Annotated in this window: 23 protein-coding genes and 1 riboswitch; of the genes, 9 read left to right on the forward strand and 14 right to left on the reverse strand. The window is 72.6% G+C overall.

The window, feature by feature from the left end:
- Positions 1–472, reverse strand: a 472-nt coding sequence (locus tag ACZ5CW_RS32010) for a DnaJ family domain-containing protein (protein WP_468607538.1), incomplete at its 3' end; no start/stop codon positions are given.
- 124 nt (positions 473–596) lie between these two features.
- Here ACZ5CW_RS32010 and ACZ5CW_RS32015 point away from each other — a divergent pair.
- Positions 597–989 carry an FHA domain-containing protein gene (locus tag ACZ5CW_RS32015; protein ID WP_468607540.1) on the forward strand — a complete coding sequence of 131 codons (393 nt, stop codon included), beginning with the start codon at positions 597–599 and terminating at the stop codon, positions 987–989.
- A gap of 36 nt (positions 990–1,025) precedes the next feature.
- Here ACZ5CW_RS32015 and ACZ5CW_RS32020 read toward each other — a convergent pair whose 3' ends face one another.
- The 3 genes from ACZ5CW_RS32020 to proP form a co-directional block, all read right to left on the reverse strand.
- Positions 1,026–1,697 (reverse strand): O-methyltransferase, encoded by a 672-nt coding sequence (locus tag ACZ5CW_RS32020; protein ID WP_468607542.1) that lies wholly within the window; start codon positions 1,695–1,697, stop codon positions 1,026–1,028.
- A complete protein-coding gene (locus ACZ5CW_RS32025) occupies positions 1,694–2,860 on the reverse strand; it encodes a DUF2330 domain-containing protein (RefSeq protein ID WP_468607544.1) in 1,167 nt (388 codons plus the stop codon). Before ACZ5CW_RS32025 ends, ACZ5CW_RS32020 begins: the two co-directional genes overlap by 4 nt.
- A gap of 220 nt (positions 2,861–3,080) precedes the next feature.
- Positions 3,081–4,454 (reverse strand): glycine betaine/L-proline transporter ProP, encoded by a 1,374-nt coding sequence (proP, locus tag ACZ5CW_RS32030; protein WP_468607546.1) that lies wholly within the window; start codon positions 4,452–4,454, stop codon positions 3,081–3,083.
- A gap of 392 nt (positions 4,455–4,846) precedes the next feature.
- Between proP and ACZ5CW_RS32035 the strand changes: the two genes are divergently transcribed.
- Positions 4,847–6,886: a bifunctional glycosyltransferase 87/phosphatase PAP2 family protein gene (locus ACZ5CW_RS32035; protein ID WP_468607548.1), complete on the forward strand. Its 2,040-nt coding sequence runs from the start codon at positions 4,847–4,849 to the stop codon at positions 6,884–6,886.
- Here ACZ5CW_RS32035 and ACZ5CW_RS32040 read toward each other — a convergent pair.
- A complete protein-coding gene (locus tag ACZ5CW_RS32040; protein ID WP_468607826.1) occupies positions 6,833–7,198 on the reverse strand; it encodes an ATP-binding protein in 366 nt (121 codons plus the stop codon). The genes ACZ5CW_RS32035 and ACZ5CW_RS32040 overlap by 54 nt on opposite strands.
- Positions 7,199–7,325: 127 nt before the next feature.
- Here ACZ5CW_RS32040 and ACZ5CW_RS32045 point away from each other — a divergent pair, with 127 nt between their 5' ends.
- Both ACZ5CW_RS32045 and ACZ5CW_RS32050 read left to right on the forward strand, forming a co-directional pair.
- Positions 7,326–8,153 (forward strand): helix-turn-helix domain-containing protein, encoded by an 828-nt coding sequence (locus tag ACZ5CW_RS32045; protein ID WP_468607550.1) that lies wholly within the window; start codon positions 7,326–7,328, stop codon positions 8,151–8,153.
- Positions 8,134–8,319 carry a DUF397 domain-containing protein gene (locus ACZ5CW_RS32050; RefSeq protein WP_468607552.1) on the forward strand — a complete coding sequence of 62 codons (186 nt, stop codon included), beginning with the start codon at positions 8,134–8,136 and terminating at the stop codon, positions 8,317–8,319. Before ACZ5CW_RS32045 ends, ACZ5CW_RS32050 begins: the two co-directional genes overlap by 20 nt.
- On the opposite strand, the gene ACZ5CW_RS32055 is transcribed toward ACZ5CW_RS32050, so the two are convergent.
- Complete coding sequence (locus ACZ5CW_RS32055; protein WP_468607554.1) at positions 8,303–9,472, reverse strand: steroid 3-ketoacyl-CoA thiolase; 1,170 nt, start codon at positions 9,470–9,472, stop codon at positions 8,303–8,305. The two genes, ACZ5CW_RS32050 and ACZ5CW_RS32055, sit on opposite strands and share 17 nt — an antisense overlap.
- Before the next feature lie 230 nt (positions 9,473–9,702).
- Between ACZ5CW_RS32055 and ACZ5CW_RS32060 the strand changes: the two genes are divergently transcribed.
- Positions 9,703–10,938, forward strand: coding sequence for a cytochrome P450 (locus ACZ5CW_RS32060; protein WP_468607556.1), 1,236 nt, complete (start codon positions 9,703–9,705; stop codon positions 10,936–10,938).
- Between the two features lie 34 nt (positions 10,939–10,972).
- Here the strand turns inward: ACZ5CW_RS32060 and ACZ5CW_RS32065 are convergent, their stop codons facing one another.
- The 7 genes from ACZ5CW_RS32065 to ACZ5CW_RS32095 all read right to left on the reverse strand — a co-directional run bounded on the left by ACZ5CW_RS32065 (position 10,973) and on the right by ACZ5CW_RS32095 (position 18,307).
- Positions 10,973–11,653 (reverse strand): YoaK family protein, encoded by a 681-nt coding sequence (locus ACZ5CW_RS32065; protein WP_468607558.1) that lies wholly within the window; start codon positions 11,651–11,653, stop codon positions 10,973–10,975.
- A gap of 273 nt (positions 11,654–11,926) precedes the next feature.
- Positions 11,927–12,340, reverse strand: coding sequence for an aggregation-promoting factor C-terminal-like domain-containing protein (locus ACZ5CW_RS32070; RefSeq protein ID WP_468607560.1), 414 nt, complete (start codon positions 12,338–12,340; stop codon positions 11,927–11,929).
- Between the two features lie 365 nt (positions 12,341–12,705).
- Complete coding sequence (locus ACZ5CW_RS32075; protein WP_468607562.1) at positions 12,706–13,530, reverse strand: ECF transporter S component; 825 nt, start codon at positions 13,528–13,530, stop codon at positions 12,706–12,708.
- Positions 13,527–15,263: an ABC transporter ATP-binding protein gene (locus ACZ5CW_RS32080; RefSeq protein WP_468607564.1), complete on the reverse strand. Its 1,737-nt coding sequence runs from the start codon at positions 15,261–15,263 to the stop codon at positions 13,527–13,529. The genes ACZ5CW_RS32075 and ACZ5CW_RS32080 overlap by 4 nt, the downstream gene beginning before the upstream one ends.
- A complete protein-coding gene (locus tag ACZ5CW_RS32085; RefSeq protein ID WP_468607566.1) occupies positions 15,260–16,456 on the reverse strand; it encodes an energy-coupling factor transporter transmembrane component T in 1,197 nt (398 codons plus the stop codon). Before ACZ5CW_RS32085 ends, ACZ5CW_RS32080 begins: the two co-directional genes overlap by 4 nt.
- A complete protein-coding gene (locus ACZ5CW_RS32090; protein WP_468607568.1) occupies positions 16,449–17,096 on the reverse strand; it encodes an SCO2322 family protein in 648 nt (215 codons plus the stop codon). Before ACZ5CW_RS32090 ends, ACZ5CW_RS32085 begins: the two co-directional genes overlap by 8 nt.
- Positions 17,093–18,307 (reverse strand): prenyltransferase/squalene oxidase repeat-containing protein, encoded by a 1,215-nt coding sequence (locus ACZ5CW_RS32095; RefSeq protein ID WP_468607570.1) that lies wholly within the window; start codon positions 18,305–18,307, stop codon positions 17,093–17,095. Before ACZ5CW_RS32095 ends, ACZ5CW_RS32090 begins: the two co-directional genes overlap by 4 nt.
- Positions 18,308–18,441: 134 nt before the next feature.
- Positions 18,442–18,511, reverse strand: a riboswitch (cobalamin riboswitch).
- A gap of 429 nt (positions 18,512–18,940) precedes the next feature.
- On the opposite strand from ACZ5CW_RS32095, the gene ACZ5CW_RS32100 reads away from it, so the two are divergent.
- From ACZ5CW_RS32100 to ACZ5CW_RS32115, 4 genes are read left to right on the forward strand one after another with little or no spacing between them, the layout of a single operon-like run.
- Entirely contained in the window at positions 18,941–19,489 is a 549-nt protein-coding gene (locus ACZ5CW_RS32100) for a toxin (protein ID WP_468607828.1), read from the forward strand.
- Positions 19,486–20,637: an MAB_1171c family putative transporter gene (locus ACZ5CW_RS32105; protein WP_468607572.1), complete on the forward strand. Its 1,152-nt coding sequence runs from the start codon at positions 19,486–19,488 to the stop codon at positions 20,635–20,637. The genes ACZ5CW_RS32100 and ACZ5CW_RS32105 overlap by 4 nt, the downstream gene beginning before the upstream one ends.
- A 16-nt stretch (positions 20,638–20,653) precedes the next feature.
- A complete protein-coding gene (locus ACZ5CW_RS32110; protein ID WP_468607574.1) occupies positions 20,654–21,835 on the forward strand; it encodes an MAB_1171c family putative transporter in 1,182 nt (393 codons plus the stop codon).
- 50 nt (positions 21,836–21,885) lie between these two features.
- Positions 21,886–23,379 (forward strand): NAD(P)/FAD-dependent oxidoreductase, encoded by a 1,494-nt coding sequence (locus ACZ5CW_RS32115; protein ID WP_468607576.1) that lies wholly within the window; start codon positions 21,886–21,888, stop codon positions 23,377–23,379.
- A 43-nt stretch (positions 23,380–23,422) separates the two neighbouring features.
- Here ACZ5CW_RS32115 and ACZ5CW_RS32120 read toward each other — a convergent pair whose 3' ends face one another.
- Positions 23,423–24,451, reverse strand: coding sequence for an MBL fold metallo-hydrolase (locus ACZ5CW_RS32120; RefSeq protein ID WP_468607578.1), 1,029 nt, complete (start codon positions 24,449–24,451; stop codon positions 23,423–23,425).
- Between the last annotated feature and the right edge of the window lie 71 nt (positions 24,452–24,522).

The following is a 24,522-nucleotide window of genomic DNA, read 5'->3' on the forward strand; positions in this document are numbered from 1 at the left end:
CCCCCCCCCCCCCCCCCCCCCCCCCCCCCCCCCCCCCCCCCCCCCCCCCCCCCCCCCCCCCCCCCCCCCCCCCCCCCCCCCCCCCCCCCCACGTCCGCACGACCTCCTCGACGTCGTACGGCTTCTTCCCCAGCGGGGGGCCGGGCGGCGGCCTGAACATCATGTCGCGGATCTTGACGTTGACGTCCTCGATGATCTTCCGGGCGATCCGCTCCGAGGGCGCCGCGTACGCCGCCTCGAGCGCGTCCTCGGCCTCCTTGCGCAGGGCGAGGGCGGGCGGCAGCACGGCCAGCCCCTCGCGGGCCATCTTCCGCCTGACCCACCACAGTTCGTCGTAGCCGGAGTCCAGCTCGGCGGGCAGCGGCTCGCCCGCCCCCGGCAGCCGCTCGAACTCACCGCGCGCCTGCGCGTCGCGGATCTGCTTGTCGACCCAGGACTCGAACGGGACACCCGGTGGCTTTCGCTCGGTCATGAGCCCATTGTGCCGGACGCGACCCCGCCGGGCGTTTTATCATGCGGCGGCGGTACGGCGATCCGGCCACCGCCCTGGAACTCACGGACGCTGCGACCGCTCCACTGCCTCAGGGGGAACACCCGTGCTCGAACTCACCATGGCCACCGTCTCGGGTGCCGACGCCGGCGCCACGGCAGGCATGACGATGGCCGAGGCACCCAGCGAGCCCGGCGCGGTACTGCGGGTCGGCCGCGACGCCTCCGTGTGCCGGCTGGTCACCCCCGACGACTGGCTCTTCGTCTCCCGCGTCCACCTGGAGTTCCTGTGCGGCCCCGACGGGGGCTGGCAGCTGACCTGGCTGCGCGGTTCCCAGGCCGACCCGGCGTCCGAGGTGCGGCTGACCATCGGGGAGTACGCGCAGCCCCTCGCCTACGGGGCGACCGTGCCGCTGCCGCACGGCGGTTCCGGCGAGATCGTCGTCCAGGACCGCACCGCACCGCGCAGCGTCAACGTGGGCTTCTTCCACGAGGTGTGAGCCCACCGGGCCGGGGCGCGGGGGCCCGGGGCGGGGTCAGCCCAGTACGCGGGCCAGCGCGAAGCCGTCGTAGCCCTTGTGGCCGACCGTCTGGATCGCCGTACCGGTCAACCGGGGGTGGGTGGCGATCAGTTCGATCGCGGCACGGGTACCGACCACGTCCGGCGCGGTACTGTCCGCGTCGGCGATCCGGCCCTCGCGCACCACGTTGTCCACGACGATCAGGCTGCCCGCGCGGGTGAGCCGCAGCGCCCACTCCACGTAGTGCCCGTTGTTGGCCTTGTCGGCGTCGATGAACACCAGGTCGAAGGGGGCCGGGTTCTCGTCGGCGAGCTTGGGCAGCGACTCCAGGGCCGGGCCCACCCGCACCTCGGCGATCCGCTCCAGGCCCGCGCGGGCGAGGTTCCGGGTGGCCACCTCGGCGTGCTTGGCGTTGTACTCCAGCGAGACCAGCCTGCCGTCCTCGGGCAGCGCGCGGGCCAGCCAGATCGTGCTGTACCCGGCCAGCGTGCCGATCTCCAGAATGGTGCGCGCTCCCTGCACCTGGGCGATCAGCTGCAGGAACTTGCCCTGCGCGGCCGTGACGCCGATGGGCGGCAGCCCGGCGGCCTCGCTCTCCCGCAGAGCCGCCCGGAGCGCCTCGTCGTCCGGGGAGAGTTGGCTGATGAAGTAGTCGTCGACGTCGTCCCAGCGCTGCGACCCGCTCATGCGTCTGCTGCCTTTCCCGAGTGTCGTCCCGAGGCTTCTCGGCCCTGCCCGCCTCGATCATCGCAGCCGAGCGGCGCGGACGGGGAGAACGGCGGCGGGGGAGCCACCGGCCGGCGGGAGCGGCGTACGACGACCACGGCGACGGCCGCGGCGATCACGAGCAGCCCGCCGCCGACCGTCAGCAGCCAGGCGGGGATCCCGGCGACCTCGAGCAGTTCCTCGTCGTGGATCACCGGCTGGACCGGGGTGTCCGCGGCGGCCCGGCGCAGCTCGTGGTCGCCGGAGATACGGCCGGGGTCGGGGAACGATTGCTGGAGCGCCGTCAGGTACGGCGTCCCCGCGGCCAGCTCGCCCAGGGCGCCGTCGCGCGGGGCGAGACGTCCCGCGAAGACCACCTGGGGCGGTGCGCCGCCGATCGTCGTGCGGGTCTCCATGCGGTGTGCGGCGAGCACGTACAGGCCGAGTGACTGCGGGGTGCGGGCCAGGCGGGACAGGCGCATCGGGTAGACGGGCCGGTCGGCGGCGAAGGAGAGGCGGAGCGGATCCAGGGCGCCGTGCAGCCGGGTGCCGTCCGTGCGCGGGGCGAGGCGGACGGCCACGTACTCCCAGTGCCGGTCGACGTACGGCTGAAGGGCGGTCTTCAGTCGGTCCGGGAGGGAGAAGCCGTGGGCGTGCAGCCAGTCGCCGAGGGCGGCCGGGTCGGTGGCGGTCAGCCGGGCCACGTCGAAGGGGCCGAGCCGCTGCCGGCCGGCCACGGAGACCCCGCCCGCCGCGGGGGGTGCGGCGTCTCCGACCAGGTCGCGGCTGTCGAAGGGCCAGTCGCCGTCGCGCGGCCAGAAGTGGTGGCGGGTGCGGTGCACGGGGGCGATGGCCCTGGCCAGGTCGGTGAAGACGGCCGGGTCGCCGAGGCGGACCGTCGCCCGGTGCGGGACGGGCATGATCCAGGCGGCGTGCGTGGCGTCGCCGCCGACGGTCAGCCGCATGACGATCTCCTCCCGCCGGCCGTCCCACCGCAGCAGCGACTGCTCGTCGGACACGGAGATCTGGGTCACCGGGCCCGGGACCATCGCGCCGCAGCCGCACGCGTACGCGGGTGCGATGAACCAGGTCAGCTGGATGCCGAGCAGGGTGAGGACGGCGGTGAGTATCCGGGCGCGAGTCACAGCGACACAGACGGCCCCGACACGAGAAACGGTTCCGGTGCCGCAGGCCTACGAGGGCCCCGCAGGGGCGCGCGATCGGCCACGGCGGGCCCGCGGCCGGGAGAGGACGGCGAGCCCTGTGGCGCTGACCGGGGACGCTGACCGGTGCGGGCCGGGTGCCGCTGCGCCCCCCAGCGGCACCCGGCCCGCGGCCGGGAGACGACCGCGAGTCCTATGGCGCTTACCGCTGCTCCACCGCCGGGGCGGAACCCGGCAGGGGCCGGCCCGCGGACTCGGCCATCCGCCACACCGCGAACCCGCCCACGACGGCCGCGGCCATCATGTAGTACGCGGGCATCATCATGTTCCCGGTCGCCCCGATCAGCGCGGTCACCACCAGCGGAGTCGTCCCGCCGAAGAGGGACACGGACACGTTGAAGCCGATGGACAGGGAGCCGTAGCGCACCCGGGTCGGGAAGAGCGCCGGAAGAGCGGCGGGCATGGCCGCCGTGAAGCAGACCAGGAGCAGACCCAGCGCACCCATGCCCAGCGCCACGGCGACCAGGCTGCCCTGGCGGATCAGCAGCAGCGCGGGGATGGAGAGGAGCAGGAAGCCCGCACAGCCGGCCGCGATCACCGGACGGCGGCCGATCCGGTCGGTCAGGGCGCCCGCGAACGGCTGGACGATCATCATCAGGGCCATCACACCGAGCACGACCAGCAGCCCGTGCGTCTCGTCGTACTTCAGCTCACTGGTGAGGTAGCTCGGCATGTACGACAGCAGCATGTAGTCGGTGACGTTGAAGACCAGCACCAGGCCCATGCAGATCAGCAGCGCCTTCCACTGGCCCGCGACCATCTCGCGCAGCGGCACCTTCGGCCGGGCGGCCTCCGCCTTCTCGACCTCGGCGGCGAAGGCCGGGGTCTCCTCCAGGCGCATCCGCAGGTACAGGCCGATGATGCCCATCGGGCCCGCGATCAGGAACGGAATGCGCCAGCCCCAGGAGAGCAGGTCGTCCGAGGAGAGCAGAGCCGTCATCAGGGTGACGAGGCCCGCGCCGCCGATGTACCCGGCGAGCGTGCCGAACTCCAGCCAGCTGCCGAAGAAGCCGCGCTTCTTGTCCGGCGCGTACTCGGCGATGAACGTCGACGCGCCCGCGTACTCACCACCGGTCGAGAACCCCTGCACCAGGCGGGCGGCCAGCAGGAGCAGCGGCGCGCCCACGCCGATCGTGGCGTACGACGGGATCAGGCCGATCGCGAACGTGCCCGCCGCCATCATGATCATCGTGAGGGCGAGGACCTTCTGCCGGCCCACGCGGTCGCCCAGCGGACCGAAGACCATGCCGCCGAGGGGGCGGACCAGGAAGGCCGCGGCGAAGGCGCCGAAGGTCGACAGCAGCTGCGCGGTCGGGTTGCCGGACGGGAAGAAGACCTTGCCCAGGGTGACGGCGATGTAGCTGTAGACACCGAAATCGAACCACTCCATCGCGTTGCCGAGCGCCGCCGCCTTCACGGCGCGCTTGACGAGCGCGGGGTCGGTGACGGTGACGTCACGGGCCTTGGTGGCCCGGCGGGTCTTCGGATGCGGGGTGACGGCTGTGGCGGTCGCCAAAACGAGGCTCGCCTACCTTTCGACGGGGACAGGTACGCGGCCCGGACGGCGGCGCTGCCGGGAATCGGGCCGAAAAGCGACCATAGGGGGACTTCAGCCCCTTACGTCCTGTAAGCGCATCGATGCATAGTGCAGCTAAAGGGCACGTACGCAGGTACGTCTGCCCGCTTACGCAGCGCCATTCCTCCTGCTCACTGTGATGCTTCTCGCGCCCTGGCCGCGCAACCGTGGCCTGTGCGCACTATCGTCTTTCGGACAAAGGCGGACGGATGTCAGGTAAAGGGGGGGTGCCCGCGTCCTGCTTCAAGGGGTCTGCAAGGCTCTTGGGGATTCGCAGCGGGAACCCGGCGCGCGGCGCGCCCGGGACGAACGGGGCGGGAGGCCGACGAGGCGTGGGGAACGTGGAGCACGGCGGGCGACCGACGGAGGCTTACGGGCCGGCCGCGATCGGAGCGCGACTGCGGGCCGTCCGGCTCGCCCTGTGGGCGGTGGCGGCCATCCTCGCGGTACGGCAGGTGGCCGTCGTCCAGACCACCCCGAGCGGCGAGCGGCTCACCGACCTGGAGACCTGGGTGGGCCCCGAGGGCGTCCTGCACGTGAAGGGCTCGCTCTACGACTCGACGCGGTTCACCGGCACCCCCTTCGCCGGCCTGGTCCTCAAACCGCTCACCCGGGCCGCCGAGGCGGCCCTCGGCTGGGGCTGGACCTTCGGCACCCTGCTGCTGGTCGTCGCCCTCGGCCTGATCGCCGCCCGCGCGCTGCCCGCGCCGGTCAGCCGCCGTACCTCCCTGCTGGCCGCTCCGGTCGCCATCAGCCTGCTCATGCTGTCGCTGCCGGTCCGCAACACCCTCTGGCTCGGCCAGACCAGCATCATCCCGGTGCTGCTCGTCCTGCTCGGCTGCTTCACCGTACGCGGGGAACGCCTGAGCGGCCTGTGCATAGGCCTGGCGGCCGCCCTCCAGCCGACCGTGCTGCTGTTCGCCCCGCTGCTGTGGTTCACCGACCGCCGGGGGGGCGCCCGCACCGCGGCCGGCACCTTCGCGGCCTGCACCCTGCTCGCCTGGGCGGCGATGCCGCACGACTCCCACACCTACTGGGTGCACCACATGGCCGGCGCGGGCCTCGGCGGCGAGGCCGACGCCCTCGCCAACCAGTCCCTGCACGGTGCCCTGCTCCGCCTGGACCTCACCGGCCCGCTGGAGATCGCCCTCTTCCTGGTGCTGGGCGCAGCCGTCACCGTCCTCGCACTGCGCCGGGCCGTCCGCTACGCCCGTGACGGGCAGCTCCTGCTCGCCGTCGCCCTCACCGGCTGCGCCGCGGTCGCCGTCTCTCCCACCACCTGGCAGCACCAGATGCTGTGGCTGCTGCTCGCGGTGGTCGGCCGGGTCGGCAGGCGGGCCTCCGACCGCTACGTCTGGCCGGTGGCCGTCGTCCTGGTGACCACGCTCCCGGCGACGATGATGCTGCCGAACATGACGTCGTTGTACCCGCTGCGGGACAACGTCGTCCTGCTCGCGGCCCTGGCCGCCGCCACGGCCGTCCCCTTCCTGTCCCGCACCTCACCGCACTACCAGGTCCCGGTCCCGGCGGAGTGCGCCCCCCAGGTCCCGGCCCGCTTCCGCAACGTTCCGCTCCTGCCCTTCCTCCGCCGGGTGCTCAGCCGCCCGAACCTGCTCCTCGAACTGCTCCTGCTCCGCGTCACGTACGCGGCCTACCAGCAGGTACGCCTCGCCGCGACCGGCGGCACCAACTCCGAGGGCCGGGCCACCGCCGAGCACCACGGCCGTCTGATCCTCGACGTCGAACGCTTCCTGCACATCGACATCGAGCACGCCGTCAACCACGCCGTCGTGAAGATCGACTGGCTGCGGGACTTCTTCGACTTCTACTACGAGTCCTTCCACTTCGTGGTCCCCCTGACCGTCCTCGGCGTCCTCTACTGGCGCCGCCCGGTCGACTACCGCTGGGCCCGCGCCTCCCTCGGCTTCGCCACCCTGCTCGCCCTGGTCGGCTTCTGGCTCTTCCCGCTGGCCCCGCCGCGCCTGCTGCCGTCCCTGGGCATGATCGACACCGTCCACGGCGTCCAGGACTTCTCCAAGCCGGACTACGGCACCCTGACCGCGCTGACCAACCAGTACGCGGCGATGCCGTCCCTGCACTTCGGCTGGTCCCTGTGGTGCGGGGTGGTCATCGCGGTCATCGCCCCCAGGTGGTGGATGAAGGCCCTCGGTCTCGTCCATCCCTTCTTCACGGTGTCGGCCATCGTCGCCACCGGCAACCACTGGGTGCTGGACGCGGTCGGCGGCGCGGTGGTGGTCGGCGCGGGCTTCGGGCTGTCGTACCTGTTCCAGGGGCCGCGGGCCGCCGTGGCCGCGGCCTCAGCCCGCCCCGCACTCGAACCAGACCGTCTTTCCGCCGCCGGCCCCCGGTGACACGCCCCACTTGTCGACCACGGCATCGAGCAGGGTGAGGCCACGCCCGCTCTCCGCGGCGAGGTCGGTCTCCGCGGGCAGCGAGGGCAGCCGGCCGCAGCCGTCGGTCACCTCGGCCCGTACCCCCGCCGTCCGCCGTGCCACGAGCACCGTGCAGCGGCGGTCCGGGACATGCCGGACGACGTTGCTGACCAGCTCGCTCACCCCCAGCTCCACGGCGAAGGTCAGTTCCGTCAGCTCCCACTCGCGCAGCAGCGAGCGGACGATCCGGCGGATGTGGCGTACGGAGTGCTCGCCGACGGTGAGGTGCATGCGGTACTGGCGGGCGCGGGGAATGTTGAGGTTCACGCTACGAGGCTGACCTGGCGTCACTACTCTGGGCTACAGGATGGACACAACGGGTCCCGATGTGGACTCTGCCGCGTGAGAGGGGCCTGTCGTGGCCAACATCAACACCCTCGACCCGGGCGCCTCACCGCTCGACTACTACGGCTTCGAACTCCGCCGCCACCGGGAGGCCGCCGGCCTGACACAGCGGCAACTGGGGGACGTCGTCAACTACACGGGGTCGCTCGTCGGCCAGGTGGAAACGGCCAGGAAGGTGCCGACAGCGGAGTTCAGCGAACGGGTGGATGCGGCGCTGGGGACGGATGGGTTACTTTCGCGGCTGGTCGACCTCGTGCTTCGAAGCCAACTTCCGGCGTGGTTCAGGGAAGTGGCCGAACTGGAGACGCGGGCGGCGAAGATCTGCACGTTCCAGATGGGCATGATCCACGGTCTGCTTCAGACACCTGCGTACGCGCGGGCCACGCTCGGCACGACCGACGAGACCGGCGTCGAGGATCGCACCGCCGCGCGACTTGCGCGGCAACGAATCTCCCAGAAGGGCAAGCCGCCGGCCTTCTGGGTGGTCTTCAGCGAGGCCGCGTTGTACCAGGAGATCGGAGGCCGCGGGACGATGCGCGAGCAACTGGCTCACCTGTTGTCCTGCAAGCGCCATCCAGGGGTCAACATTCAGATCCTGCCGTTCTCGGCCGGAGAACACGCAGGGCTCACAGGCTCATTCACCCTCTTCAACTTCACCAGCGATCCCGCCATCGTCTATACGGAGAGCTACGGCAGCGCGCACCCGACCGCGAACCCGGACGCCGTCGAGGACTGCTCGCACCGTTACGATCATCTTCAAGCCGCCGCGCTCTCCATCAGGGACTCGGCGGAGCTGATCCGGGGTGTCTTGGAGGGCCGCTATGGAGAGCAAGTGGCGTAAGTCGAGCTACAGCAGCGACCAGGGCGGTGAGTGCGTGGAGGTCGCCGAACCGGCGGACGCCTCCGTCGCCATCCGCGACTCCAAGAACCCGGCGGGACCGATCCTCACCGTCGGCCCCGCCGCGTTCACCACGTTCCTCTCCTGGACCTCTACAGCCGCTGAATGATCGTCCCGGTCGCCAGCCCCCCGCCCGCGCACATGGTGATGAGCGCGAACTCCTTGTCCGCTCGCTCCAGTTCGTGCAGGGCGGTGGTGATCAGGCGGGCCCCCGTCGCTCCGACCGGGTGTCCCAGAGCGATCGCACCGCCGTTCACGTTGACCTTGTCCAGGTTTTGCTCGAAGACCTGAGCCCAGCTCAGCACCACTGACGCGAAAGCCTCGTTGATCTCCACGAGGTCGATGTCCTTGAGGGACATCCCGGCCTTGCCGAGCACCGCGTGCGTCGCGTCGATCGGGCCGTCGAGATGGAAGTGCGGGTCGGCGCCCACGAGGGCCTGGGCCACGATCCGTGCCCTCGGCTTCAGCTTCAGCGCGCGCGCCATCCGCTTCGACGCCCACATGATCGCCGCCGCGCCGTCGGAGATCTGGGAGGAGTTCCCGGCCGTGTGCACGGCCGTGGGCATCACCGGCTTCAGGCCCGCCAGCGCGTCCATCGACGTGTCGCGCAGCCCCTCGTCCTTGTCGACCAGCCGCCACATGCCCTGTCCGGCGTGCTGCTCCTCCTCGGTGGTGGGCACCTGCACGGCGAAGGTCTCCCGCTTGAAACGTTCCTCCGCCCAGGCGTTGGCCGCCCGCTCCTGCGACGACAGCCCCAGGGTGTCGACGTTCTCCCGCGTCAGCCCCCGGTGCCGGGCGATCCGCTCGGCCGCCTCGAACTGATTGGGCAGGTCGACGTTCCACTCGTCGGGGAACGGCTTGCCCGGACCGTGCTTCGAGCCCGAGCCCAGTGGTACGCGCGACATGGCCTCGACGCCGCAGCTGATCCCCACGTCGATCACACCCGAGGCGATCATGTTGGCCACCATGTGCGAGGCCTGCTGCGAGGACCCGCACTGGCAGTCGACCGTCGTGGCCGCCGTCTCGTACGGCAGCCCCATCGCCAGCCAGGCCGTGCGCGCGGGGTTCATCGACTGCTCGCCGGCGTGCGTCACCGTGCCGCCGACGATCTGCTCGACCGCGTCGGCGGGTATGCCGGTGCGGCCGAGGAGTTCACGGTAGGTCTCTCCCAGGAGGTAGGCGGGATGCAGGTTGGCGAGCGCGCCGCCGCGCTTGCCGATCGGGGTGCGGACGGCTTCGACGATCACGGGTTCGGCGGCCATGGGTGCGGGTCCTCTCCGAGAGGGCTCTCCTCCAGAACTAGTACGCGTTCTAGTTCTGCTGAGCAGTCTGCTGACGTGACGTCCATCACCGCAAGGGTCTTGCAGGTGCCGGGGGTTCGATCTGCACGACTTCCGCACCGATTGGGGGTGCCCTACCCCTTGCGACTTGTAGAACCCGTTACTACCTTCACGGCACCCACTGATGGACCGTCAGATGGCTGGAGTCGCCGATGCCCTGTCCAGCGCTGCCCGACGGGTTCGACCTGACCGACCCCGATCTGCTGCACCACCGTGTGCCCCTCCCGGAGTTCGCCGAGCTGCGCCGCACCGAGCCGGTCCGCTGGATCCCGCAGCCGCACGGCATCGCGGGTTTCGCCGACACCGGCTACTGGGCGGTGACCAGGCATGCCGACGTCAAGTACGTCTCCACACACCCGGAACTCTTCTCCTCCACTCTCAACACCGCGATCATCCGCTTCAACGAGCACATCCGGCGTGACGCGATCGACGCGCAGCGACTGATCCTGCTCAACATGGATCCACCGGAACATACGCGGGTGCGCCAGATAGTGCAGCGCGGGTTCACGCCACGCTCCATCCGTGCCCTGGAGGACCGGCTGCGCGCCCGTGCCGAGGCGATCGTCGCCGCCGCCCGCGCCCGCTCCGGGGTCTTCGACTTCGTCACCGAGGTCGCCTGTGAACTGCCTCTGCAGGCCATCGCCGAGCTGATCGGTGTTCCCCAGGCGGACCGTTCCAAGATCTTCGACTGGTCCAACAAGATGATCGCGTACGACGACCCCGAGTACGCGATCACGGAGGAGGTCGGGGCGCAGTCGGCCGTCGAGATCATCGCGTACGCGATGAACATGGCCGCCGAGCGCAAGCAGTGCCCCGCGCAGGACATCGTGACCACGCTGGTGGCGGCGGAGGACGAGGGCAACCTCAACTCCGACGAGTTCGGCTTCTTCGTGCTGATGCTGGCGGTGGCCGGCAACGAGACCACCCGCAACGCCATCACCCACGGCATGCACGGCTTCCTCACCCACCCCGGCCAGTGGGGCCTGTTCACCCGTGAGCGCCCGTCCACCACGGCCGAGGAGATCGTCCGCTGGGCGACCCCGGTCAACGCCTTCCAGCGGACGGCGACCCAGGACACGGAGCTGGGCGGCGTACGGATCAGGAAGGGCGACCGGGTGGGCCTGTTCTACGCCTCCGCCAACCACGATCCTGAGGTCTTCACCGACCCCGACACCTTCGACATCACCCGTGACCCCAACCCCCACCTGGGCTTCGGCGGAGGCGGTCCCCACTACTGCCTCGGCAAGTCCCTCGCGATCCTGGAGATCGACCTGATCTTCAACGCGCTCGCCGACGCGATGCCCGTCCTGCGGCTCGCCGAGCCCCCGCGCCGGCTGCGCTCGGCATGGATCAACGGCGTCAAGGAACTCCGGGTCACCGCCGGCTGACCGCCGGCGGGCGTCCCGCCCCTGCCCGGTGGAGTCATTCCCGTCCCGAAGCCGTGAGCGCCAGCACGCCCGACGCCAGGGCCGCGAGCAGCAGCGGGATGCCCAGACCGTGGTGGAGGACCAGCCAGGCGCCCAGGCAGGCGCCGCCGAGCATGGCGATCACGGAGGCCGTGCGGCGCGGGGAGCGGTGGCCGGTGGCGTCGCCGAGCCGGGATTCGGAGGCCAGGCCGGTCAGGGTCATCGTCAGGACCGTCGTCGTCAGGTCGGGGACGCCCAGCTTGCGGACCGTCGCGTTGCGCAGACCCATCGCGAAGGCCGTGAGCGCGATGAGGGCGTAGACCGTGCCGGTGGTGCCCGGCCAGGCGAACGCCGCCGCCGCCGACACCGCCACCAGGCCCGCCTCCGCCGCCAGGGTCAGACGGGCCCACCGGCGCCGGGAGCCGCCCCCGATGCGGGCCGCCACCCGGCCGCCCACCACCGCGCCCAGCAGGAAGCAGACCAGGGAGGTGGCCGTGTGCGGCACGGAGAAGCCCGGGGCACCGGCCGCCGCGAAGCCCAGGACCACCACGTTGCCGGTCATGTTGGCCGTGAAGACCCGGCCCAGGCCCAGATAGCTGACGGCGTCGATCAGACCGCTCACCACGGTCAGCACCAGCAGTACGGCCACCAGCCGCACCCCGCGGTCCTCCGCGTCCGCTGTCGTCGGGGGCGTCATCGTTCCTCCGGTCGGCCGGACGGGCAAAGTGGTGACAACTCCACCACGGGCGCGGGGGGAACTCGGATGTCCCGGCGAAGCGTGTCTTCACGGACGTGCCGGTCGGCGACGCTCGGGCATGCGCGCGCACCCTCGCCGAGCGGGGGCGAGGGTGCGGGTGCTGAACGTGGGGGCCGTCGACCACGGGGGGTCGTACCGGGCGGCCCTGGCCCGGACCGCGCGCTGGTGCGGCGGCGGGGCGGCCTGTCGCCGAGCGGCTCGGGAGGGAGCGGCTCAGTACCAGCCGTTGGCCTGCCAGAAGCTCCAGGCCTGGACCGGGCTGCCGTAGCGGGAGTTCATGTAGTCCAGACCCCACTTGATCTGGGTGGCCGGGTTGGTCTTCCAGTCGGAACCGGCCGAGGACATCTTCGAACCCGGCAGGGCCTGGACCAGGCCGTAGGCGCCGGAGGAGCTGTTGGTGGCGGTCGGGTTCCAGCCACTCTCGTGCTCGACGATCTTGCTGAACGCGTTGTACTGCGCGGAGTCCGGAATCATCTTGTGCGCGATCGCCTGGGCGGAGGAGGCGGCGGCGGGGGCGGCCTGGGCGGGCGCCGCGCTCAGAGCCATACCGGCGGTGGCGGCGGCCACGGCGACGGTGGTGAGGGCCTTCTTCGGGGAAGCGATGCGGCGGATGAAGGAGACGGACACGGAGAACCTCTTGCGTCGGGGACAGGGGATCGCCCGCATGGCGTGGACCACGCGCTGTGGCCGTATGCGTCGGCGCCGCGGCCCGGGAGGGCTCGTGGCGCCTGGCGACGTCGTCCAGATAAGCAGGCGCGAAATCCGTCCGCAATGACCCCTTTTACTAGTTGTGGCCGGATCGGAGGGAAACGTCGACTCTGTGACGTGGGCCTCGAACCGCAGGTCAGCGGGGGTGCCGGAAAGGGCGTATCGGGCAAATCGGACTACGGTCCCAGGTCGTAGGTGACGTGCGTCATGTGGGGTGCTTCACCGCCTCGCTCACGTCACGGATGCGGCACCTCACCCAGCGGTACGGCCGCGTGTGCCCCCCGTCACCCGACAGGACCGTCGAATGTGACCGCGGTCTCGAACGCGGCCCGCCGGGTGGCCCGCCGCAGCGCCCGCAGCACCGCCGGGCCGAGGAGCAGGGTCAGCAGCACCGTGCAGACGGCCCGGCCCAGGTCCCAGCCGACGGAGGTGGCCAGGCAGTACGCGACGAAGCGGGCCAGGTTCGCGGGGACCGGGGCGTGCGGGTCGAAGGAGATGTTCGAGGCGGCGGCGCCCAGGAAGGGCCAGCCGGCCATGTTCATGAGGGTCCCGTAGGCGAAGGCCGCCAGGAAGCCGTACGCGGCGAGCATCAGCAGCTCGCCCCGGCCACGCAGCCGCACCGGCCCCGGAAGCAGACCGGCCCCCATGGTGAACCAGCCCATCGACAGCATCTGGAACGGCAGCCACGGCCCCACCCCGCCCGTGAGCAGCGCGGACGCGAACATCGTCACCGAGCCCAGCGCGAAGCCGAAGCCGGGGCCGAGCACCCGCCCGCTGAGCACCATCAGGAAGAACATCGGCTCGATCCCGGCCGTGCCCGCGCCGATCGGGCGCAGCGCGGCCCCGGTCGCGGCCAGCACGCCCAGCATGGCCACCGCCTTCGGCCCGAGATCCGACTCGGAGATCGTCGCCGCCACGACCGCGACCAGCAGCACCAGCAGGCCCGCGAAGAGCCAGGGCGCGTCCTGGGCGTGGGCGCTCAGCTGCGCGGTGGGCGGGGCGAGGAAGGGCCAGCCGAAGGCCACCACACCGACCGCGCTGGTCAGTACGAGGGCGGCGAGGGCGCGGGGGCCCAGGCGGACGGCCCGGACCCGCGGGGCGGGGGTCACGCCAGCGCCTCCCGCACCTCGGCCACCGTCAGCCACCGCTGCGGGGCCAGGATCTTGGTCACCTGCGGTGCGAAGGAGGGGGAGGACACGACGATCTCGGCCGTCGGGCCGTCCGCGATCACCTCGCCCTCGGCGAGCAGCACCACCCGGTGGGCGATCTCGGCGGCCAGCTCCACGTCATGCGTGGCCAGCACGATCGCGTGCCCCTCGGCGGCCAGATCGCGCAGGACGGCCGCCAGACGGGCCTTGGCCGCGTAGTCCAGGCCGCGTGTCGGCTCGTCCAGCAGGAGCAGGGGAGGGCGGGCGCTCAGCACGACGGCCAGGGCCAGCGCCAGGCACTGGCCCTCGGACAGATCACGGGGATGCGTGTCGTCCGTGATGCCCGGCAGCAACTCCGCCACCAGCGCCCGGCAGGTGCCGGGCTCGGCGCCCGCGTCCCGGTCGGCGGCGGCGCACTCGGCGGCCACGGTGTCGGCGTACAGCAGGTCGCGCGGGTCCTGCGGGACCAGGCCCACGCGGCGCAGGAGGTCGCGGGGCGGGGTGCGGTGGGGGGCGGCTCCGCCGATGCGGACCGTGCCGGTGGTGGGCTCCACGAGGCCTACGAGCGAGCCGAGCAGGGTCGACTTTCCCGCTCCGTTGCGGCCCATGAGCGCGACGGTCTCGCCCGGGGACACGGTCAGGTTCACGTGGTGCAGGGCGTCGATGCGGGCGCGCCGGACGGACAGGGCGCGGGTCTCGGCGATGGGTGCCTTCTGGGGTTCCGCGGTGGAGGAGGGGCGGCGGCGGAGGAGGGAGAGGGGGAGGAGACGGCGGGCGGGGTTCGCGGAGGTGGGCGCGGGGTTCGCTCGCCCGTGCCGGCGGGGTACCGCTCCCTTCGGGACGGGCGCCGCCCCGGTGGCACGACTGCCCGCAGCCACGTCCGAGAGGCGGGTGCGCAGGGTGTGGGCCTGGCGGCGGGCGTCCCGGACGGTCAGCGGGAGCGGGGTCCAGCCCGCGAGGCGGCCGAGGGCCACCACCGGGGGGTGGACCGGGGAGACGGCCATCACCTCGGCCGGGGTGCCGACGACCGGGGCGGCGCCGGGGGCGGGCAGCAGCACGACCCGGTCCGCGTACTGGATCACGCGTTCCAGGCGGTGCTCGGCCATCAGGACCGTCGTCCCCAGATCGTGCACCAGCCGCTGCAGCACGGCCAGCACCTCCTCCGCCGCCGCCGGGTCCAGCGCCGAGGTCGGCTCGTCCAGCACGAGCACCTGGGGGTGCGGGGTGAGGACCGAGCCGATCGCGACCCGCTGCCGCTGTCCGCCGGAGAGCGTGGCGATCGGACGGTCCCGCAGTCCGGCCAGGCCCAGCAGGTCCAGGGTCTCCTCCACCCGGCGCCGCATCACCTCCGGGGCGAGCCCCAGCGACTCCATGCCGTAGGCCAGTTCGTCCTCCACGGTGTCCGTCACGAAATGGGCGAGCGGATCCTGCCCCACCGTGCCCACCACGTCGGCCAGTTCACGCGGCTTGTGCGTACGGGTGTCCCGCCCGGCCACCGTGACCCGACCGCTCAGGGTGCCGCCCGTGAAGTGCGGGACCAGCCCGCTGACCGCGCCGAGCACGGTCGACTTGCCGACCCCGGACGGGCCGACCAGCAGCACCAGTTCACCCTCGGGCACCTCGAAGTCCACGTTGCGGAGAGTGGGTTCGGCCGCACCGTCGTACGTCACGCCGACCTGGTCGAAGCGGATCACGACGGCTCCTTCGGGGGCTGGGGTACGACGAAGGCGGGCAGCAGGGCGAGCAGGACCGCGGCGGCGGGCCACAGCGGGAGCGTGGGCGCGACCAGGGGGACGACCCCGGGGTGCAGCCCGTCCGGATCGCGGGCGGAGGCGAGCGCGAGCAGCGCGGCGACCGCGGCGCCCGAACCCGCGACCAGCCAGGCGCGTACGCCCCACGGGTCCGGACGGTACCGGGTACGAAGGGAGCGGCGGCCGCCCAGCCGCAGCCCCGCGAGCGCGGCGGCCACCCCGGCGAGCAGCACCGGCAGCCCGTACGTACCGCCCTCCGCGGTGAGCAGCCCGTACGTCCCCGCGCACACGCCGAGCAGGCCGCCGAGAGTGAGCGCGGCCGTCGTACGGCGGACGCGGGCGGGGACGTCGGCGGTACGGCCGTAGCCACGGGACTCCATGGCGGCGGCGAGCGCCACCGAGCGTTCCAACGCGCCCTCCAGGACCGGCAGTCCGACCTGGAGCAGGCCCCGCAGGCCCCGGTCGGGGCGGCCGCGCAGCCGGCGGGCGGCACGCAGCCGCTGGACGTCGGCGATGAGGTGGGGCGCGAAGGTGAGGGCGACGACCACGGCCACGCCCGTCTCGTACAGGGCGCCCGGGAGGGACTTCAGGAGGCGGGAGGGGCTGGCGAGGGCGTTCGCCGCGCCGACGCAGATCAGGAGGGTGGCCAGTTTCATGCCGTCGTAGGCGGCGAAGACGAGTGCCTCCGCGGTGACCTTGCCGCCCAGGCGGATGCCCTGCGCCCAGTCGGGGAGCGGGACTTCGGGGAGCGTGAAAAGGGTGTGCGTGCCCGGGATGGGGGAGCCCAGCGCCGTCGCGAAGAGGAGGCGGACGAGGAGGACGGCGAGGGCGAGCTTGGCGAAGGCGGTGTAGGAGCGGGACCAGGGGGTGGGGGAGCGGTGTGTCGCCACGACGTACGCGGAGGCGGCGACGAGGAGGGCGAGCAGGAGGGGGTTGGTGGTGCGGGTGGCCGCGGTGCCCAGGAACAGAGCCCACAGCCACCAGGCCCCGGGATGCACCTGCGCGCGGTGCCGATTCCGCCCACCGGCCGGCGCCTGCCTCCGGGACGGCGGCGGCTGCAGTTCCCCAGAGGCGCGGGGAACTGCGCGATCGGCCGCACACCGCCCGCAGCCGCGCACGGACCCCGCGCTAGTCATTCCCGCGTCGCCGCCGTGCCTGCCATATCGCCGCGCCCGCCAGCACGGCCACCACTCCCGCGCCGATCGGCAGACCCAGCGAGGGACCACTGCCGGAGTCGTTCTTCTCCTTCGCCGGGGCCGCCGGCTTCGCGCCCGCCGCCACCTGCTCCCCGCACCCCTTCTCCGGATACCCGGAGATGGCGCACAACAGGGCGTTGGTGTCGTAGCGGAGCGGCTTGGCCACGGCCGCCACCGCCTCGGCGCTCGTCGCGTCGAGCGGTACACGGGCACAGGCCGTGCGGCGGGCGGGCGGAGTCTCGCCCGAGGGGGCGTCGGACGGAGTGCCGAAGTCGAGGACCAGCGCCACCCGCTTCGTACCCGGCTTCGCCGCCGTGTCCGCGCAGATCGTGCCGAAGTCCGCCGTGCCACGCGGTCGGCTCGCGTCCGCGGAGTCCGCGCTCACCGCGAAGCGGAAACCCTGGACCGCGCCGTCGTCCGGACGGGCGGTCGACGGGCCCTGGGTGGCGTACGACCAGTGGCCGCCGGCGCGCTCCCAGAACGACCAGTAGCGATAGCCGGTGGCGCCGGCCCACCCGGCGGAGCCGAGGAGCAGCAGCGCGGCGACGAGCACCGGCGCGGCACGGCGGACGGCGGTCACGGCTTCTTCTTCCGGCCGCTGAGCAGGAAGCCGATGCCGATGCCCGCGACGAGGCCGACGCCGACGATCCACCACACGCCGGTGTTCGAGTCGTCGTCGGACGCCTCGGACTTGTGCTCGGCGGACTTCTCCATCCGCGGGGCCGGGCCCTGGGCGTTCAGGGAGCGGACCAGGCTGGTGCCGCCGAAGTCGCCCGGCTGCGCGCCGACCGCGTGCGCGGCGAAGATCAGCTGGGCGTAGGCGGCCGGGCCGCTCTGCGCCGCCCACTGACTGGCGTTCTTCTCCAGCCAGGCGTACGCCTTCCGCGCCTGCTCGGTGCGGCCGTCCGCGGAGAGCGCGACGACCGCGTCCGCCGTGTTGCCGAAGTCGGGCTGGGCCTCGGCGCCGGGCAGGGTGGACCGCAGGTGGCCGGTCTTGGCGACGGCCGACGCCAGGTAGGCGCCGGCGTTGTCCGCCACCTGGGCCGGGGTGAGGTGGCCGGCCTTCGTGCAGCCGGCCGCGGCGGGGGCCTTGCCGGCCTTCGCCACGAAGCCCTGGCCGAGGGCGCCCAGCGCGCCCGCCGCCGTCGCGTCCGCGTTGGCGAGCAGCTTGCCCTTCTTGTCCGGCTGGTAGGCGAGGGCGCCGCCGCCGTCCTGGTCGCAGGGGACGGCCCGCGCGGCCAGCAGGTCGTAGGGGGTCTTGCTCCCGGTGTGCACCTGCGCGGGATCCTGGCCGACCGCGGCGAACGCGCCGATGACGACGCCGGTGGAGTTGGTGTCGCTCGGGCTGCCCGGCGAGTACCCCCAGCCGCCGTCCCTGTTCTGCGCGTTCGTCAGCCAGACCAGGGCCTTGCGGACCTCCGCGTCGTGCCCGCCGACCGCCCGCAGGGCCTGGACGGCGGCCGCCGTGCTGTTGGTGTCCACCTGCACCTTGCCGTCACAGGCCTTCGCGGGCGTGGCGCGGAAGGCGGCGAAGGCGCCGTTCGCGCACTGCTGCCCGGTGAGCCAGTCCACGGCCTCGGTGGCCGGGCGGTAGCCGAGCGTGCGCTGGGCGAGGAGCGTCAGCGACTGGCGCCACACGCCGTCGTAGGTCGGGTCCGCCTTGCCGTACAGGCCGGAGGGGATCGTCACCTTCTCAGAGGCACTGGGGGACGGGTCGGCGGCCGTGGCGGGCGCGGCCGCGGCCAGCACGCCTACGGCGGCGAGAGCCGCGGCGCTGCGGCGTACGTTCATGGTCGGCGACTGCCTCTCCTGCGGGGAGCCGGCAGCGCACGGGAGACACCCCGGGCGGCTCGGCTCCGTAAACCTCGACGGTGCCGTGCGCGGGCGGGCCGCCGACGCACGTGAGCCGGTCAACGTCCCGTCCGGGGTGGTCCGGCTCACCGTCCGGGACGGCTTACGGTTGCGGGTCAGCGCCGGAATTGCACCGGCTTCCCCCCGTACGGGTGTGATGACGACTCCGCCACTTTACCGGCAGCCTCGCGCGGCCCGAGGGGTGGCCGTGGGCACACGGGGGCGGTGACCGGGGTCACGGCCGAGACCGGCGGCTCGCGCACCGCCCCGTGCCGGAACGGGTGCGGGCCGCGGGTCCGCAGTGGCCCCTGGGCCGGGTGTCCGGAGCGGCCTGTGGACCGGGTGTCCGGAGCGGTCGCCCTTGGGCGCGCGTTTCGGTCACCCGCCGGACCGCGCGGCATCCCGTTTCCGCTGAACGTCCCTTTCCTCCCGTGCTCGGGTGACGGGCGAAGCTGGCCGTAGCGGCGGGGAGTTGGCATATTGGCGATCAGACGTGACCCGCACGGTCGTGTCGAGCAGCGGCACGCCGACCCGACCGCCGCTCCCATGTCAGCCGCAGCCTTCGGGGGAATGGTGCGCACAACGAGGAAGATGCGCCGGTTCGCCAACGCGCTCATCGACCCCCTCAGGGTCCCGATTCCCGCGGACCCCGGTGATCTTCTCGCTGCCCTGGTCGAATCCGCCTCCCGCTGGCGCGGCCGCCCCATCGTCGTCCACCAGGCCAACTTTCCGCCGCACACCTCCGCCACCGGGCTCTGGATCGAGCGCAGTACGTCCGACGACATCATCATCGAGGCGGACGCACCGCCCTGGATGAAACTCGTGATCCTCGGCCACGAGTTGTGGCACATGGCCGATGACGACCCGGCCCACCTGGCCGCGCACGCCGAGCACGCGATCCCGTCGGCCGCCGGTGACGCCTCCCGGCCGACCGCCGCGCGGACCCGGTTCCTGGAAGCCGCGGAACAGCGCGCCGACCTGTTCGGCATGCTGATCGGCGACAGACTGCGGCCCTGGCTGAAAGCGGCCCCCGACTCCGTCTACGCGGCACAGACCCCCTCCAACGACGACCTCGCAGGACGCATAGGCGCGGCCCTCAACTACCGCGGGGCCCAGAGGTGAGCGACCTGATCAACTATGTGAGCTGCGGACTGCTGTGGCTGGCCCTGCTGATCAAGGCCCCCGACCTCGCCCGCAGATGGCGTGACCCGTTCCTGCTGGCCCTCAGCAGCGCCCTGGCGTTCGCCTCGCTGTGCTTCCTGTTCGGCGCCCCGCGCACGGTGGGGTTCATCAACGGCGTCAGCGGCGTGCCCAACCTCGCCGCACCGCTGACCTACGCGGCCATCACCGCCTACGGCGCCGCGTCCCTGGTGCTCGTCGTGAGCTGGCGCGGCGGGCCGGGCGCGACGCGCGCCGTCCGGCGCTGGGTGCTCGGATACTGGGGCGTCCTCGCCTGCGTCGCGGCCCTGTTCGTCCTGGGCGACACGTCGGTGGAGCGCCGGACCGACTTCGACACCTACTACGCCACCACGCCCTACATCGCCGAGATGATCGTCCTGTACCTCGTCGGGCACTTCACGTCCGTCGTCGTCACCGCGTACCGCTCGCTCACCTGGGCCCGGCAACTGCGCGGCGCGCTCAGGGCGGGACTGCTGACCATGGGGGCGGGGACCGTCGTCGGCGCGGGGTACAGCGCCTCGAAGCTCGTGGCCGTCGTCGCCCGCTGGTGCGGACGCGACTGGTCCGTGCTCGGTACGACGCTCTCGCCGGCCTGCGCCGGACTGGGAGCGGCGCTGACCGTGACGGGCACCGTGATCCCTCTCGTCGGCCCCTTCCTGGCTACGCGTGCGCGATGCTGGCGGGAGTACGCGCGCCTGGGCCCGCTGGAGCAGGAACTGATGGAGCTGCTGCGGCGCGAGTACCTCAGCGTCCCGCGCCCCTTCTGGCCCTCACCCTCCCGCTGGCTGACCTGGCGGCAGAGCACCATCTACAACGGACTGCGCTACCTCGAACGGTACTTCGACGAAGGGCTGTACCGGCAGACGTACACCGATCGGCTGCGCGTGACCGGCGACCGGTACCAGGCGGAGGCCACCGCGTGGGCCACGGCCATCACCGCCGCGACCCGGACCGTGAGCGACAGCGGACCCGGGCTCGCGGTGGCCGGCGAAGCGGCACCGCTACCGGAACGCCCGGACCTTTCGGCTCTCCTCCGCATCGCCGACGCACTCGCCGAGAGCCATGGCGAGCGCGCCCTGGCCATGTGCTGAACGGAGTTCTCGACCCATGAGCCTTGTCGTGTACTCGGCAGCGTGTCTGTTCGTCCTGACCTCCCTGCTCCTCTTCCGCAGACCGCGTGTCGCCCTGAGAGACCCCCTGACCGCCTCGACCTGCGTCTCGATCTTCCTCGGCGGACTCTGCTTCTTCTGTTCGGCCCCCGTCACCCTGGCCGCGGTGAACGGGCTCACCGGCACGCCCAACCTGGGCGCGCCGATGACCTACAGCGTCATCTCCGCCTACAGCGCCTCCCTGCTGATCCTCCTGATCAACTGGCGCGGTGGTCCCGCCGACCAGATCAGGCGCTGGGGCGTACGGGTCGCCACGGTGTACAGCCTGCTGATCGTCGCCATCATCACGCTGTTCGCCCTGGGGAACGCGCCGGTCGAGCGGCTCCGGGACCTCGACACGTACTACGCGAACACGCCGTACATGCGCGAGATGATCGTTCTCTACCTCTTCGGGCACGGCGCCTGCGCGCTGATCACGTGCTACATGTGCCTGAAATGGTCCCGCGAGGTCACCGGCATCCTCCGCGTGGGACTGCGGCTCATCATGGCCGGGCTGGTCGTCGACGTGATCGGTTTCGAGTGCGCGAAGATCACCGCGGTCATCGCCCGATGGGCGGCACACGATCTGGACCGCCTGTCCACCGACCTCGCTCCGCCGGCCTCCGCCCTGGGCGCTCTGATCTGCAGCACGGGCTTCGCGCTGCCCCGGCTCCTGCCCGCGGCGCTGGCCCAGTGGCACAGCTTCTGGGACTACCGGGCCCTGGCCCCGCTCTGGGCCGAACTCCAGGCGGTGCCGACCGCCCCCAAGCCCGCGCCGCCGCGCTGGCAACTGCCGCGCGGCCGGCTGTACTACCGTGAGGTGCGCATCCTCGACGCCCTGCTCGCCCTGCAGTCGCGCTGCGACGGCCGGGTCCGGGAGGTGGCGTACCGGCAGGCCCGCGGTCAGGGAAGCGCGCCCGGTGAAGCCCACTTCATCGCGGCCGCCGCCATGGTCGTCGATGCCGCGCACCAGGCCCGGCAGCCGCAGCCGTCCGTGACCCCCGAGTCGGCCGGAACGTCCCGTCTGCACACCGCCGTGTTCTCCGACACGGGCGAACTGGTGCAACTGTCGCGTGCGTTGGCCAGGTCACCCGTGGTCAGAGCAGCGCGCGAAGACGCGGCGCGAGCCGCTCGGAGCTGAAGGAAGCAAGCCGTGATGTCGCCCAGAGCTGTTGTCGGAAGAGAGCCGTGATGTCGTCCAGAGCTGTTGTCGTAGGTGCCGGACCGGCCGGCATGCTCGCCGCCGCGGCGTTGGCGCGGTCCGTGGACCACGTGGTCGTGCTCGACCGCGACGAGTTGCCCGACGCGCCCGAGTACCGCCGGGGCGTGCCCCAGGGCCGCCACGCTCACCTGCTCATGCCCGGGGGCCTGGAGGCGATGGAGCGGCTCCTTCCGGAGGCGGAGCTGCGCAAGCACCTGCTGGCCGCCGGAGCCAGGGAGCTGGCGCTGAGTTCCGGCATGCTGGCCCACACCCCCGCGGGCTGGTTCAGGCGCTGGCGGCACCACACCTACGTCACGCTCACCTGCAGCAGGCCCCTGCTGGAGTGGGTCGTGCGCAGGGCGGTGCTGAGCAGCCACGCCAATGTCGAGATCCACCGGGCCCGGGTCACCGGGCTGCGCGGCAGCTCGCGCCGGGTTCTCGGGGTACGCCTGGAGGCCGGTGCCGGTGCCGGTGCCGGTGCGGGTGCGGGTGCGGGTGCCGTCGGTGTCGATGCCGGGTCCGGCACCGGCCTCCTCGCCGGCCACGGCATCCGCCGTGCCGCCGACGGCCGTTCGGAGGAACTCGACGCCGACTGGGTGGTGGACGCCTGCGGCCGGGGGACACGCGTGCTCTCGTGGCTCGAGGACCTGGGTGTCCACGACATCCGGGAGAAGTCCGTCGACTCCGGTCTGGCCAACGCCACTCGCGTCTACCGCACGCCGCCCGGCGCGCGGGACTGGCCGCTGACGCTGATCCAGCCCGACCCCTACACCGGCCTGCCGGGACGCAGCGGCATGATCGTGCCCATCGAGAACGACCAATGGATGGTCAGCCTCGGCGGGATGCGCGGCAGCGAACCCCCGAAGGACCCCGACGCCTTCCTCGAGTACGCCCTCGGCCTGCCCAGCCCCCTGGTGGGCCGGCTCATCGCCGGCGCCGAGCCGCTCACCGAGGTCTTCACCAGCCGCAGCACCAGCAACTCCCGCCGGTACCTGGAGAAGGCCCGCGTCTGGCCCGACGGTTTCGTCGCGGTCGGCGACGCCGCGGCCACGTTCAACCCGCTCTACGGCCAGGGCATGTCGGTCGCGGCACTCGGGGCCCGGGCCCTGGCCGGGGCGCTCGAGGAGAGCGGCCTCCACACGCCCGGCCTGGCCCGCGGCGTCCAGCGCGCGATGGCCCGCTCCGTCGAGGCGGCCTGGGCCATGGCCGTCAGCACCGACGTCCTCTACCCCGGCGTCGAAGGCGGCAGGCCGACCGTGACCGACCGCCTCGCCGCGGGATACTCGCGGCGGCTCACCAGGGCGGCGACCGGCTCCTACACGGCGGCGTCCGCCCTGTGGGACGTCACCTGCCTGCGCACGGGCCCGACCCGGCTGATGCGCCCGGACGCGGTCCTGTCCGCCCTCACCGGCCCCCCGCTCCCGCCGCTCGCGGGCCCGCCGCTGACCGCCGCCGAACGAGCCTTCCTGTCGACCCTGAACTGACCGGCCCCGACCGATCGGCCCTCGACCGGTGGGCCCTTCGGGATCACACCGCCAGGTACGTCACCGGATCGCTCCCGGCGACCGGTTCCGCCCGGCCCTGCTTCACCAGGCGGCGCAGGTGGGACTCGGCCTCGGAGACGGCGATGTTGCGGGAGGCGTAGGGGATGTCGGCCCAGGGGCGGTTCCACTCCATGCGCTCGGCGAGCTGCCAGGGGGTGAGGGGCTCGGCGAGCAGGGCGAGCAGTCCGGCCAGGCGTTCCTCGTGGTGGTCGAGCAACTCCCGTACCCGGCCCGGGGCGTCGGCGAAGACGTGCTGGTGGGCGGGGAGCACCTCGGCCGGGGTGAGCCGGCCCACCCGCTCCAGGGAGTCGAGGTAGTCACCGAGGGGGTCGGTCACGGTCGCGTCGTCGGGATCCTCGTACAGACCGATGTGCGGGGTGATCTCCGGCAGCAGGTGATCGCCGCTGAACAGACGCCCGTGGCCCGCGAGGTGCGCCGGATGCGCCTCCTCCAGGTGCAGGCAGACATGGCCGGGCGTGTGCCCCGGGGTCCAGATCGCGCGCAGCCGGCGGCCGGGCAGGTCGAGGAGTTCGCCGGGGACGATCTCCCGGTCCGGGAGGGCGGGGGAGAGACCGGGCAGGGTGCGGCGGGCCCGGGCGGCCCGCAGCGGGGCGATGTGCTCCTCGGGCGCCCCGGCGGCCGTCAGCTTGTCCGCCATGTACGCGTACCAGCGCTCCGGACGCGTCTCCCGCGTCCGCCGCACGATCGCCGCGTCGGCCGCGTGCATCGCCACCCAGGCACCGGACGCCTCCCGGACCCGCGCCGACAGCCCGTGGTGGTCGGGGTGGTGGTGCGTGATGATGACCCCGTACACCTCCTCCGCCGCCGTACCGCAGTCCGCCAGGCCCGCCACCAGAGCCTCCCAGGAGGCGGGATCGTCCCAGCCGGTGTCGACCAGCACCGGCCCCCGGCCGGTGTCCACGACGTACACCAGCGTGTGGCCGAGGGGGTTGTCCGGGATCGGCACCTGAACGGACCGTACGCCCCCGCCGTGATCGAACGTCCTCGCCATCCGTCCTCCACCCCGTCGCCCGCGCAGCACGGCCATTGCCCACTATAACTAGAACTGATATCAGTTCTGAT

It is taken from the genome of Streptomyces sp. NPDC031379 (assembly GCF_055569615.1).